The 13,071-nt window shown below is 52.4% G+C and carries 14 protein-coding genes; all 14 read left to right on the forward strand.

Annotation, left to right across the window (positions count from 1 at the left end):
* The first annotated feature begins 1 nt into the window (after position 1).
* The gene (locus AC2FAJ_RS00600) at positions 2 to 358 is read left to right on the forward strand and encodes a RusA family crossover junction endodeoxyribonuclease (RefSeq protein WP_234106013.1); all 357 of its coding nucleotides are present in this window, start codon (positions 2 to 4) and stop codon (positions 356 to 358) included.
* On the forward strand, positions 355 to 960 hold the full coding sequence (locus AC2FAJ_RS00605; protein ID WP_234106014.1) for a hypothetical protein: 606 nt from the start codon (positions 355 to 357) through the stop codon (positions 958 to 960). The genes AC2FAJ_RS00600 and AC2FAJ_RS00605 overlap by 4 nt, the downstream gene beginning before the upstream one ends.
* A gap of 385 nt (positions 961 to 1,345) precedes the next feature.
* Entirely contained in the window at positions 1,346 to 2,197 is an 852-nt protein-coding gene (locus AC2FAJ_RS00610) for a hypothetical protein (RefSeq protein ID WP_234106015.1), read from the forward strand.
* Between the two features lie 130 nt (positions 2,198 to 2,327).
* Complete coding sequence (locus AC2FAJ_RS00615) at positions 2,328 to 2,594, forward strand: phage holin (RefSeq protein ID WP_234106017.1); 267 nt, start codon at positions 2,328 to 2,330, stop codon at positions 2,592 to 2,594.
* Positions 2,569 to 3,108: a lysozyme gene (locus AC2FAJ_RS00620; protein ID WP_234106018.1), complete on the forward strand. Its 540-nt coding sequence runs from the start codon at positions 2,569 to 2,571 to the stop codon at positions 3,106 to 3,108. Before AC2FAJ_RS00615 ends, AC2FAJ_RS00620 begins: the two co-directional genes overlap by 26 nt.
* Entirely contained in the window at positions 3,105 to 3,623 is a 519-nt protein-coding gene (locus AC2FAJ_RS00625; protein WP_234106019.1) for a hypothetical protein, read from the forward strand. The genes AC2FAJ_RS00620 and AC2FAJ_RS00625 overlap by 4 nt, the downstream gene beginning before the upstream one ends.
* Positions 3,624 to 4,199: 576 nt before the next feature.
* On the forward strand, positions 4,200 to 5,276 hold the full coding sequence (locus AC2FAJ_RS00630) for a RelA/SpoT domain-containing protein (protein ID WP_234106020.1): 1,077 nt from the start codon (positions 4,200 to 4,202) through the stop codon (positions 5,274 to 5,276).
* A 618-nt stretch (positions 5,277 to 5,894) separates the two neighbouring features.
* On the forward strand, positions 5,895 to 6,398 hold the full coding sequence (locus tag AC2FAJ_RS00635; protein WP_234106021.1) for a DUF1441 family protein: 504 nt from the start codon (positions 5,895 to 5,897) through the stop codon (positions 6,396 to 6,398).
* Positions 6,399 to 6,401: 3 nt separating this feature from the next.
* Positions 6,402 to 8,519: a phage terminase large subunit family protein gene (locus AC2FAJ_RS00640; protein ID WP_234106022.1), complete on the forward strand. Its 2,118-nt coding sequence runs from the start codon at positions 6,402 to 6,404 to the stop codon at positions 8,517 to 8,519.
* Positions 8,516 to 8,731 carry a hypothetical protein gene (locus AC2FAJ_RS00645; RefSeq protein ID WP_063955883.1) on the forward strand — a complete coding sequence of 72 codons (216 nt, stop codon included), beginning with the start codon at positions 8,516 to 8,518 and terminating at the stop codon, positions 8,729 to 8,731. Before AC2FAJ_RS00640 ends, AC2FAJ_RS00645 begins: the two co-directional genes overlap by 4 nt.
* An 8-nt stretch (positions 8,732 to 8,739) precedes the next feature.
* Complete coding sequence (locus tag AC2FAJ_RS00650) at positions 8,740 to 10,260, forward strand: phage portal protein (RefSeq protein WP_234106023.1); 1,521 nt, start codon at positions 8,740 to 8,742, stop codon at positions 10,258 to 10,260.
* Positions 10,208 to 12,310, forward strand: coding sequence for a ClpP-like prohead protease/major capsid protein fusion protein (locus AC2FAJ_RS00655; protein ID WP_485453702.1), 2,103 nt, complete (start codon positions 10,208 to 10,210; stop codon positions 12,308 to 12,310). The genes AC2FAJ_RS00650 and AC2FAJ_RS00655 overlap by 53 nt, the downstream gene beginning before the upstream one ends.
* Before the next feature lie 68 nt (positions 12,311 to 12,378).
* On the forward strand, positions 12,379 to 12,714 hold the full coding sequence (locus AC2FAJ_RS00660; RefSeq protein ID WP_151712165.1) for a DUF2190 family protein: 336 nt from the start codon (positions 12,379 to 12,381) through the stop codon (positions 12,712 to 12,714).
* Entirely contained in the window at positions 12,714 to 13,070 is a 357-nt protein-coding gene (locus AC2FAJ_RS00665) for a head-tail joining protein (protein WP_234106025.1), read from the forward strand. The genes AC2FAJ_RS00660 and AC2FAJ_RS00665 overlap by 1 nt, the downstream gene beginning before the upstream one ends.
* Position 13,071 lies beyond the last annotated feature (1 nt).

Genomic DNA, 13,071 nt, shown 5'->3' on the forward strand with positions numbered 1-13,071 from the left:
CGTGCCTAAATACATCATCACCCCAGTGGGAAAACCCCGCATGACCCGCGCTGATAAGTGGAAGCAGCGCCCGCCGGTGATGCGTTATCGCATGTTTTGCGATGAAGCCCGCCTGCATGGAATCCGGGTACCGGAGAACGGCGCCCATATCACCTTCGTTTTGCCGATGCCGCAGAGCTGGAGCAAAAAAAAGCGCGCGTCTATGGACGGCCAGCCCCACCAGCAAAAGCCCGATCTGGACAACTTAACAAAATCTCTGTTGGACGCCTTGTTTGAGGATGATTCCCACATTTGGGACGCCCGGGCATCAAAAGTATGGGGTGAAACCGGAATGATAATTATCGAGGACATGAAATGACGCCACGCCAGAAACGCCAGTATCTTGAAGGGCTGGGAAAAACAGCAATGGCACCACGTAAGAGCTGGCTGGGAAAAAGTATTCTCCTGAATGATGTTCAGTCCGGTTGGATAAAATCTCTGCTTACAGTGTGGGGGGAATGTGTCCGCGGAGGTACAGCACCGGCGAAACCATGCGGGCACTCATGCTGGAACGTAATCAGAGGAAAGAACTGGTCAGACAAAGCCCTTGAGCGGTTTACCGCAGCGCTGAATCAGGCGAGAGAAGAAGGATTTCGCGGTGAGCTGGCGATGAAACGGGCGCGCGCAATTCTTTGGCCTGAGCCGCCGATCAGCATTATTGACGAGGCTATAAGTAGTGATGACGGTGAATTTATGGAGGGCGTAGTGCTGCAGGCGTTCGACCTGAAGGATCCGGTTTACATCGTTGGCCGCCAGTATTACACCACCAGGAAAAAAATCTCTGACATCACCAGGGAACTGCAAACCCTGGCCCCATGGCTAACTGAATCGGAAGCCAGAAAGCGGGTGCGCTGGTGCCTGGAGATATTCAGGGCAAAGGTTTTTCTGTCGGCGAGGACCAGCCTGAAAGAAGGTTCATGATCAGGTCTGAATTAGCAAAAAATGCTATTTATGCGGAATGATGTTGAAAACGGGCCAGAAAATCAGATAATACATTCATGCTTGGCAGAGCTGCGCCACGATGGCAGCGATGTAAAGCGACAATTTGAAAAAACTTCAAACCCCGCCTGCCGGGGTTTTTTGTTATCCGGCGATACGACAGGGGTATTCGCGAAGGTGCATTGCACCAGTACCCCTGTCATATCGTCGAGTCCATCTGATTTAACCGATCCTGAACATCATCTTTGAAGGCTGCCATCCGAGCATTTTCATTCACCTCAAATCTCTGCGTGGCATCTGAGCAATTTGAAGGGGATAAAGATTGAGTATAATGACCCTTACTCATTCGTTATTGGAAACAAGATTTATGAAAAATGAAAATCCAGAAAATCCTCTTGAACGCTGCGGTTTTACATGGGATGAGTTTTATTCTTATCTCAGGGAATTTGATAAAGCTGTATGTGAAGCCAATGCTGTAAGCCAGGGAGTTGGCGTGAGAATGGCCGAAGCTTATCAAGGGTGGTCTACTTATATATTCGCTCGAATTTGTATTCATGCTTCAATAATGATATCGGATGTTCCAAAATCTAGATGGGCAAAACGTGATTATGATTTTTGGGACTTTTCTTCAGTAGCATCACATTTGAGGGCAATTCTCGAAGCTGAGTTGTTATTCTTTTATTTATCAGAGACGCCCGAGTCGACTGAGCAGTGGTCAGCAAAACTTAACGTTATGCATATGAATGATTGCGTTAAGAGAATAGAGATGTTTACTGCAAGTGATAATTCTGAAGCCTTAAATTTTTATCATGAACAACAGAAGGTTATTTCTGATAGGCTCCATAATAACCCAGTGTTTATGTCACTTGATTCTGGGACTAGGAAAAGATGCTTGGCAGGTAAAGCTATCACTATACCGAATCGTGACGAATTACTTGTTAAGCTTGGGAAGGACCCCGTCTCATTCAAAATCATGTTTGATTTTCTGTCTCATTATACACACATACTCCCTATGTCGTACTACAAAATGGAGCCGAATGGTAGAGGTACCGGCTGTTATAATGAATTCGATTTTGGATACATCATTATGGGTATGATGATGTGCACTGAAAGCTTAGTTAAATGCACTGATAGAATGATTGAAATATTCCCAGATGTAAAAAGATTGCGAAAAGGAACTAAATCTAAATTCACCTTGGGACCCAAGCCAACTAAATAGTCACTGCATTAATAAAAGGTTCCCACGCGGAGCCTTTTTTAATAAAGATAGTTTATATTCCGTTTGAGTATTGTGCATGCTTTAAACTTTCCAAAATTTTAACGCCATCCGAATTATCGGAGGTGAGGTTATGAACAGAATGAGCACCATTTACAGCAGACTCTCATACGGCACCGGGACCGCTTTGACGGGCTGTGGTGTCTCAGCGAAGGCATACGCCGACACAGCAAAAACAGAGGTTTGGATCTTGGCTGACAAGATAGCAGGGCTGACCCTGAGCGATTGGGCAATCATAGTCGGTATAGCGTGCACTATTATCACATGCGGCGTTAACTGGTATTACCGCCGTAAAGAACGAGAGGATAGGTTAAATGTCCGCCAGCAGAGCGAAGCTTAGTGCTACTATGCTGGCGCTTCTTGCTGCTGGCGCTTCAGCTCCTGTGCTGTTTGATCAGTTCATCAGCGAGAAAGAAGGCAATGCGCTGGTGGCCGTTGTTGATCCGGGTGGGGTCTGGTCTTTATGTCATGGCGTAACCGTTATCGATGGCAGGCGTGTGGTTAAAGGCATGACGGCCACAGAGGAACAATGCCGCAAGGTTAACGCTATTGAACGCGATAAGGCCTTAGCCTGGGTCGATCGCAATATCAAAGTGCCTCTAACAGAGCCGCAGAAGGTAGGTATCGCATCATTCTGCCCGTACAACATTGGCCCGGGTAAATGTTTCCCTTCGACATTCTATAAGCGAATCAACGAAGGTGACCGTAAAGGGGCATGCGAAGCGATCCGCTGGTGGATTAAGGACGGTGGGCGTGATTGTCGACTAACCAAAGGCCAGAAGAATGGCTGCTATGGGCAGGTTGAGCGGCGCGATCAAGAAAGTGTGCTGGCATGCTGGGGGCTGGACCAATGAAAATTAATCCGGGTCTAATCGGCGTTGTCGTTATTGCTGTTCTTTCGGTCGCCCTCGTTAAGAGTTGCTCGGACGTCAGTAACCTTCAGAGCGATAACGACGTTCTGCGCAGTGATAACTCTATGCAGGGGCAGGTGATCGCCACTCAGGCATTCAATTTCAATCGGTTCAATCAGGTTGCAGAACATGCCAATAAGCTTAACTCCCTGATCGACACCAGCACCGAAGAAACCGTAATCGAATACCGGGAGATTCTCCGCCGTGAAAAAACCTGTGATCTGCCTGTTCCTGCTGATGTCGCTGGTGGGCTGCTCAAATACGCGCACCGTTTACGTGCCAGCGCCATGCACACCGATACCGGCAGACCTGACGAAACCGATGATCGTGCCGCTGCCGCCAGCTCAATGACGTACTGCCAGGCCGTTTTGTGGATTAAGCCGCTGCTGGCCGTCATTGAGAAGGGCAACAACAACTTCGCGGGAATTAGGCAGATAGAGCTGGGAAGGAAAAACTAAGGATGGCTCGTCCTTGAGCACACGGGTATTTCTGAACGACGGCTTTACCTGACATAGCAAAGCACCTTTAAATTCTAGAAAAGACTCATTATCTAACAAGCGAAGCGCATCAATCCCAAAAAAAGCCCCCACAAGGAGGGCTACCGGAGTCTCAGTTTCACTTGCTCTTTTTATCGATGTTTCCCTGGAGTTGGCATTCTCCGCATCAGAGTCTTGGATATCCTGGCATGGACCCAGAGATCAACAAGCGTAAGCGTAAAGAATTAAGATTTTACTTAGGTAGAAAGATTTGTGTTAGGTGCCAAGTTATCTATCGGTTCGCGATATTGATGCTCTGGACCGCCAGACGAAGAAGGACATCCTGGCGCATAACAAAGCGTGGCAGGCCAATTGTGCTAATCGTATTGAATAAAATTTTAAGATTAATAATCTGTTTAAAATTTCTGTTATTTGTTTAGAAACTTGTTAAAAAACCATAATTATTTATACTTATCTGCTGTTTTCATTGTAAGAGCGATTAAAGAAATTAATCGTATCGATTGATTTTATCCGCGTGTTTAGTTAAGGAAATTTGAGATGATAAAAGAAAAACATGCGGACATAAAAATGGCAGAGTTGCGTTATACAAAAGGTGAAATCAACAAGGCTGGGGATATTCTTCGAATAAAACCAGCAGATAGACAAGGATACAGGGAGCTTTTCTGGGCCTTAAACGTTTTAAACAATTTACGTGAAATGTACGTTCATCCTTTGAATGCTTTTCAAACGACTTTGCGTAGGAAAATGAAGGTTGCAGATGCAGGAGCAATTGCATCTCAGCGTTTGAAGCGTATCCCATCAATCATAGGTAAGTTGAAGCGAAGTCCAAAAATGCAGTTAGCAAGGATGCAAGACCTTGGTGGGCTAAGGGCTGTAGTTTCAGATATCGATGCTGTTCGCTCTTTGGAAAAAAGTTATCTGAAAAACTCATATAATAGATTTAGACATGTTTTAACATCTCATAAAGATTATATCGATCACCCAAAAGCTTCTGGGTACCGAGGCATTCATCTCGTTTATAAATACCAAGGAGCGACAAATCCTCATCACAATGGTCTTCTGTTGGAAATCCAGATTCGTACAAAGATGCAACATGCATGGGCTACAGCAGTTGAAACAATGGGCACCTTTATAGGTCAATCGATAAAGTCCAGCGAAGCTGATGTTGCATGGAATGAATATTTCGCTGTAGTTGCCAGCGCTTTTGCGCTGATGGAAGGATGTAATCCAGTTCCGCAGTACGCTCACTTAACAAAATATGAAACCTTCAAATTAGTTGAAGAACTTACGGTTAAACTCGCCGTTATTGATAAGTTGTTGGCTTTCAGAGTTGCAGTTGCAGACATAACCAATAATGGAGGTAGTTATCATTTACTAGTGCTGGATACAGCTTCTCAAAATGTACAAATTAAAAGTTTTGGCATTAGACGAATAAATGAGGCCACTTCTGAATATTTGGAATGGGAAAAGAAAGCCGAGAAAAATCCCTATATGCAAGTAGTGCTTGTCTCGACACAGAACGTGAGTAACCTGAAAGCTGCTTATCCAAGTTACTTCCTTGATGCTGAGGAGTTTGTTCGCATAATAAATATAATAAGGGCAGAATGCCTTTAGCATTTATTAATGGCTAAAGCAGTGAGATTGGCATTCAATTTGTCGGATCTAATTGTTTTGATTATTCGATAGTTAATCATCCTCAATCCCCGCTAATGCGGGGTTTTTTATGCGCATCTCCATGCAGAATACATATCATGCAAACAATAATTTGCATCGGCAGCGGCCCGTCGCTAATACCGGATGACTGCTTGAACGCCAATGATTCAGGTCTGCCAGTTATCGCCGTTAACAACAGTTGGACTGCTGTACCGGGTTGTCAGCACATTTACGCAGCAGACTGCTGCTGGTGGGAAGAATACGGCGCAGGGATAACATCAAAGGCTGCCCGGTGGTGTGGTGATGAGTTCACGGCCCGGCGTTTTGGCATTAACTGGCTACCCTCTGTAATTCCCGGTTCGTTTAATTCTGGTCAGCGAGCCTTTTGTGCAAACAATGGGTAATGATTCTCATTTGAAAAGGTACTTCTGGTGATTCTGAACACCGAGGGGGCGCGGACACGCGGAAAACGGCTAGTTTTTTGCATTTTATTGGTTTCATCATCATCCGTTTAACCTCTTGATATTTCAGTCCTGATCATTTGCAGGATGTCGAAATGACTATTTTTTGTTCATCATCATGGATAACGAACTCAAAAATTTCCGGCTGAATATCACGCAGCTGGCAGCCATTACCGATCTGCACCGCCAGACGGTCGCTAGCAAGCTTGCAAATGTTCAGCCGGCACCGGGCAGCAATCCGAAACTTAAGCTATACGCAATCACCGATATTTTGCGTGAGCTGCTGACAAGCACCACACCATCTGAGCTGGTGGACGTCGACAAAATGCTTCCCCCCGATCGCAAAGCCTGGTTTCAGTCGGAGCGTGAGCGGCTCAAGTTTCAGCAGGAAACAGGGGAGCTGATCCCGGCATCCGAAGTCACCAGGGAGTTTTCCTCCATGGCGAAAGCAATGGTTCAGGTGCTGGAAACGTTACCCGATATTCTTGAGCGCGATTGTGCCATGACCCCAGCAGCGGTTGTCAGGGTGCAGCAGGTTATTGACGATCTGCGCGATCAGATAGCCCTCAAAGTTGAGCAGGCCGACTCACCGGAACAGGAGGATACGCCAGAAGAGGAGTAAGTCATGCGACAGGCCACGGCAGCGGAAGTCAGGCGTAACGCTTCCGCCATTCTCAAAGCTCCGCGCCGCATGCCTGTGGCTGAGGCGGTTCAGAAATTTATGCGCGTACCTATGGGGGCCGGTAACTCGGTACCGTGGGACCCTGCCGTCGCCCCGTATGTGATTGAGCCGATGAACTGCCTCGCGATGCGTGAATACGATGCGGTGGTATTTGTGGGTCCGGCACGAACGGGGAAAACGATCGGCCTGGTGGATGGCTGGGTTGTATACAACATTGTCTGTGACCCGTCCGATATGCTCGTCGTTCAGATGACCGAAGAGAAAGCCCGCGAGCACTCAAAAAAGCGACTGGCCCGAACCTTCCGTGTCAGTCCTGAGGTAGCAAAACGCCTGAGTCCGCTGCGAAACGACAACAACGTGCATGATCGTACTTTTCTGGCGGGCAACTATCTCAAAATAGGCTGGCCTTCAATCAACATCATGTCTTCGTCAGATTTTAAATGTGTGGCGCTCACGGATTATGACCGCTTTCCTGAGGACATCGACGGCGAGGGCGATGGCTTTACCCTGGCTTCCAAACGTACCACGACGTTTATGTCCGCCGGGATGACCCTGGTGGAGTGTTCTCCGGGTCGGGATATTCGCGACAGTAAATGGCGTCGCAAATCTCCCCATGAAGCGCCACCAACGACTGGTGCACTTTCTCTGTACAACCGTGGTGATCGCCGTCGGTGGTACTGGCCGTGCCCGCACTGTGGTGAATATTTCCAGCCCGCGATGGAGGCGATGACCGGCTATCGCGATGAACCGGATCCGGTAAAAGCCAGTGAGTCGGCACATCTGCTTTGCCCGCACTGCAGCAGCGTTATCACCGCAGATAAAAAGCGCGAGCTTAACGGGGTGGGCATCTGGTTGCGTGAAGGTCAGAGTATTGACCGTGACGGCAATATTACCGGTGAGCCACGCCGTTCGCGCATTGCATCGTTCTGGATGGAAGGACCCGCAGCCGCGTATCAGACCTGGGCGCAGCTGGTGTACAAGCTGCTGACAGCTGAGCAGGAGTATGAGGCCACCGGCAGCGAAGAAACCCTCAAGGCGGTGATCAACACCGACTGGGGGTTGCCGTATCTGCCGCGCTCGGCCAGTGAACAGCGACGCGCCGATGTGCTGATGCTGCGTGCGGAGGATTACGGTAAACGCCTGGTTCCGCCAAAAGTACGTTTCCTGCTGGCGGCAGTTGACGTTCAGGGCGGTAAAAAGCGCCGTTTCGTCGTGCAGATTATCGGCTATGGCGAAAACGGAGAGCGCTGGCTGGTGGATCGCTACAACATCCGCCAGTCGTTGCGCTGCAATGAGCATGGTGAGGCGGAGCCGATCCATCCCGGCGCGTATCCGGAGGACTGGCAGTTGCTGGTCTCCGATGTGCTGGAAAAAACGTATGCGCTTCAGTCTGACCCGACGCGCCGTATGCCGGTGCTGGCAATGGCCGTAGACAGCGGCGGTGAAGAAGGGGTGACCGACAACGCCTATAAATTCTGGCGCCAGTGCCGCCGGGATGGCCTGGGTAAACGTGTTTACCTGGTCAAGGGCGACAGCACAAAGCGCCAGAAAATCATCACCAAAACCCACCCGAACAATACCGAACGCAGCGACCGTCGCGCCGATGCGCGTGGCGAGGTGCCGGTGTATCTGCTGCAGACCGACCTGCTTAAAGATCAGCTCAGCAATAATCTGGACCGTGAGACCCCCGGTGCGGGCTATATCCATTTTCCTGACTGGCTGGGGGAATGGTTCTACGAGGAACTGACCTACGAAGAGCGCGGTGTGGACGGCAAATGGCGCAAGCCTGGCAAGGGTGCCAACGAAGCCTTTGACCTGTTCTGCTATGCCCACGCCGTGGCGGTCCTGCGCGGGTACGAAAAAATCCGTGACTGGGAAAAACCGCCGGCATGGGCGGAGCTGCAGGACCTGAATCCAAATATTTTTGAAGGGGAACGCCCCCGGGAGATAACCGTGAAAAAAACAAAAACCGTTCAAACGCCTGTTAAGGCTGAACCTGAAAAGGACACAGTTCTCTCCGGCAGCTGGCTGGGATCTTCCGGCAAGGGAGGCTGGTTGTGACGAAAGATGATATCTGGAAAACGCTGCTGATGGTACGTCAGGCCTACCAGGACTCGCTGGACGGCAAGAGCATTTCTTTCACCGGCGTTAACGGTCGCGCCATCACCAACCACGATCCGAAAGCGCTGCGCGACGAGCTTGAATACTGGGAACGGCGCTGGCGGACGGTTAATTGTCGCGGCGGTTCGTACAAACTCGCTAACTTTCTGTAAGGCGTTCTATGGGCATTCTTGAAAGAACACTGGGCGCAATTTCCCCCGGGTGGGCAGCCGCACGTGCGCGGGACCGCCTCAGGCTCAATGCGTATGAAGCGGCAAACCCGTCACGGCTGCACAAGGCCAAAAAACAAAGCCAGTCAGCGGACACCTCGGTGTTTGCTGCAGGTCAGTCCCTGCGGGAACAGGCCCGGTGGCTCGATGAAAATCATGACCTGGTGATCGGCCTGTTCGACAAAATGGAAGACCGGGTAATTGGTGCTCACGGTATCCATGTTGAGCCCCAGCCGCTCGATCTGGAGGGCAATCTCCACTCCGATTTTGCCGGGCAGCTGTCGGCACTCTGGGCGGAGTGGTCCGTGCGTCCGGAAGTGACCGGCATGTTTACCCGGCCGGAAGCCGAGCGTCTGCTGTTGCGTTCAGCGCTGCGTGACGGCGAAGTATTTACTCAACTGGTCAGGGGAAACGTACCCGGCCTGCAGCATGCCACGTCGGTACCGTTCTCGCTGGAAATGCTGGAGGCGGATTTTGTGCCGTTCAACCTCAACAGCACCGCAGGTCAGCAGGTTCGGCAGGGCATCATCGTGAACGACTGGGGGCGTCCCGTCGGATACAGGGTTTACAAATATCATCCGGCGAACATGACGCGGTTCAGCGCGGAACTCAAAACCGTCTCTGCTGACAACATGCTTCATCTGGCACAACGCAAGCGACTGCACCAGCTGCGGGGTATCAGCCTGATCCACGGCGTCATTACCCGTCTTTCGGACATCAAGGATTATGAAGAGAGCGAGCGCGTGGCCGCCCGTATTGCCGCTGCGCTGGGCTTCTACATCAAGCGCGGCGATGCACAGTCACTTGGCGATGACGGTGAGTTTTCAGCGCCCGGCGGTCAGCGTCACTACGATATCGCGCCGGGCATGATTTACGACGAACTACGACCCGGCGAAGACCTGGGCATGGTGGAGTCAAACCGCCCGAATGTTCATCTGTACGAATTCCGGAACGGGCAGATGCGGGCCGTGGCCGCCGGTACGCGCGGCAGCTATTCCAGCATTGCCCGTGACTATAACGGCACCTACAGCTCCCAGCGTCAGGAGCTGGTGGAAAGCTTCGAAGGTTACAACGTCCTGCAGCAGTGGTTTGTCGGTCAGCACAGCCGCCCCGTTTACCGCGCATGGCTGTCGATGGCGTTACTGAGCGGTATCAAAGTCCCGCCGGATGTGGATCCGAATTCTCTCTATAACGCGCTTTATCTCGGGCCGGTGATGCCCTGGATTGATCCGGGTAAAGAGGCCAACGCGTGGAAAGCCATTGTGCGTGGCGGTGCCGGTACTGAAGCGGAATGGGCGCGGGCCAGGGGGAAAAATCCTCAGGAGGTTAAGCGCCAGCGACTGCGTGAAACTGAATTTAACCGTAAACACGGGCTGGTGTTTGATTCCGACGCCGCCAATGACAAAGGAGCGATGCCAGATGCAACGGCAAAACCAGACGATAAACGGCGTGAGCCGGACGATGATGATTAACCCCCGCGCCAGCCTGGCGGGTGTCGATGCGGCAAACGGCCAGTGCTGGTACGAAATCCGCGCGCTGGCTGCCGGACGGGTCGAAATCTTCCTTTATGACGTGATCGGCGGCTGGGGTATCACTGCCCAGCAGTTCGTCGCCGACTGTAAAGAGGCGGGGGTGTTTGAGGCCAGCGCAGTGGATTTGCATATCCACAGCCCCGGCGGCGATGTCATGCAGGGTTTTGCCATCTACAACACCCTGTCGCGGCTGAAAGCGAAGGTGGATATCTGGGTGGACGGCGTGGCAGCCAGCATGGCCTCGATGATTGTCTGCCTGCCCGGCGCCACGGTGCACATGCCGGAAAACGCCTGGATTATGGTCCACAAACCGTGGGGCGGTATCGCCGGGGATTCTGACGACATGCGCGATTACGCCGCCTGGCTTGATCGTAACGAAGCCCTGATGCTCAGCGCCTACATGAACAAAACCGGACTGGGGCAGGAGGAGCTGGAAGCGATGCTGAAAGCGGAGACCTGGCTTAACGGTGCCGAGGCGGTGGAAAAAGGTTTCGCCGATACGCTTGAACCTGAACTGCAGGCCGCGGCCTGTGTGAATGAAAATAAACTGAAGGATTACCAGAACATGCCAGAACAGATTAAATCCCTTTTTGCGCCGCGCGCCGAAGCTCCGGTGAATCAGCCCCAGCTACCTGCTCCGGTACAGGCAAACTTTAACCCGCCAGCACCACAACAGCCCGCGCCGCAGATGACAAACATCGATATCACCGCGCTGGCCCAGCAGCTGCAGCAGCAGATGCAGACGGCGAACGCGGAGCGCGTGAATTCCGTTTCCGCCGTGTTTGAGGCATTCCCGGCCTTTGCGACGCTGAAGGCGGAGTGCCTTGTCGACTTTTCCTGCAACGCCGAAAAAGCCCGCGATAAACTGCTGCAGGCGCTGGCGGCGGGCACCACCCCGAGCGCCGGTCCGGGTGCCATTCATCTTTATGCCGGTAACGGCAATCTGGTCGGTGATTCCATTCGCGCTGCGGTAATGACCCGCGCGGGCTATGCGCAAGCCGAGAAGGATAACGCTTACAATGGTTACACCCTTCGCGAACTGGCGCGCGCCTCCCTGGTCGATCGCGGCATCGGTATTTCCGGCGCTGGCACGGCACAGGCGATGGTCGGCCTGGCGTTCACCCACAGCAGCAGCGATTTCGGCAATATTCTGATGGATGTGGCGCACAAAGCGGCGTTGATGGGCTGGGATGAAGCCACCGAAACCTTTGAACAATGGACCCGTAAGGGCACGCTGACCGATTTCAAAACCGCACACCGTGTCGGTCTTGAATCACTGGCATCGCTTCGTAAGGTTCGTGCCGGGGCAGAATATAAATATGTCACCATCAAGGATCGCGGTGAGCCGATTGCGCTGGCGACCTACGGCGAACTGTTCAGCATCGACCGACAGACCATCATCAACGATGACCTGGACATGCTGACCCGTATCCCGCAGGCAATGGGGCTTGCTGCGCGTGCCACCGTGGGCGATCTGGTGTGGGCTGTTTTGACCAGCAACCCGAAAATGTCGGACGGTAAGCCGCTGTTCCACGCTGACCACGGCAACCTGGTCTCCGCCGACCTGAGTATCGAAGGCCTGGATACGGCGCGTAAGGCGATGCTGCTGCAAAAATCGGGCGATCGCCGTCTGAATATTCGCCCGGCCTACATGCTGACGCCAGTGGCTATCGAGTCCCGGGCTAACCAGCTGATCAAGTCTGCAAGCGTACCAGGCGCAGATGCGAACAGCGGTATCGTGAACCCGATCCAGAACTTTGTGACGGTGGCTTCTGAGGCCCGCCTGGACGACAGCAGCCTGACGGATTACTACCTGACCGCTGCACAGGGACGCGACACTATCGAAGTGGCCTATCTCGACGGCATCGACACCCCGTATCTGGAGCAGCAACAGGGCTTCACCGTTGACGGTGCTGCGTTCAAGGTGCGTATCGATGCAGGTGTGGCACCGCTTGACTGGCGCGGCATGGTTAAAGTCACCAAAAAATAACGACCGTCTTCTGGCGGTTTTTTTATTACGGAGCGGCGCGTGCTGCTCTTTTTTGTCTGGAGAGAAAAATGGCGAAAAATTATCAGCAGGACGGCAATACCCTTGATTTTCAGAATACCGGTGCGACCGATATTCTCTCAGGTGATGCCGTGCTTTCAGGAGCTCTGGTGGGTGTCGCTCACGATGACATCCCGGCAGGGTTGTGGGGTGTGCTGCATACGACGGGCGTTTTCGTTCTGCCAAAGGCGGCGGAAGCGGTCACTCTCGGCCAGAAGCTGTATCTGGCAGACGGAAAACTAACGGTTGAAGCTGGAGAAGCGGCGGCACCGAATCCTCTGGCCGGTACCGCCTGGGCAGCTGCAGCTGCAGATGTCGATACTGTTCCGGTGCGGCTGGGTTACTGATGAACCGCTTTCGTGCCCGACTGGCCCGTGCTGATGCCCGGATCTCCCGGGCATTTGCGGAAGCACTGCCGGCAGTCCTGTTTATCGGTACTGAGGTGCGTCCTGTCACCGTAATTTTCGAGACGCCCGATGCGCCGGTTGACGTTCCCGCCGGGGGACAAATACAGGACCGCTCTCCGGCATTCAGCGCGCTGACAACAGATATCGCCGGGCTTGGGAAGCATCACGGCGTGGAGATCAACGGCACGGCTTATCGTGTGACGCACGTCGGCGCTGATGAGGAAGGGCGGACCCGCGTCACGCTGGCGTATGGCGCACCGGGTAAGGTGCAGCCGGACATCAATAAGTGGAGCTGAT

The sequence above is a fragment of the Enterobacter cloacae complex sp. 385G4 genome (assembly GCF_057320665.1).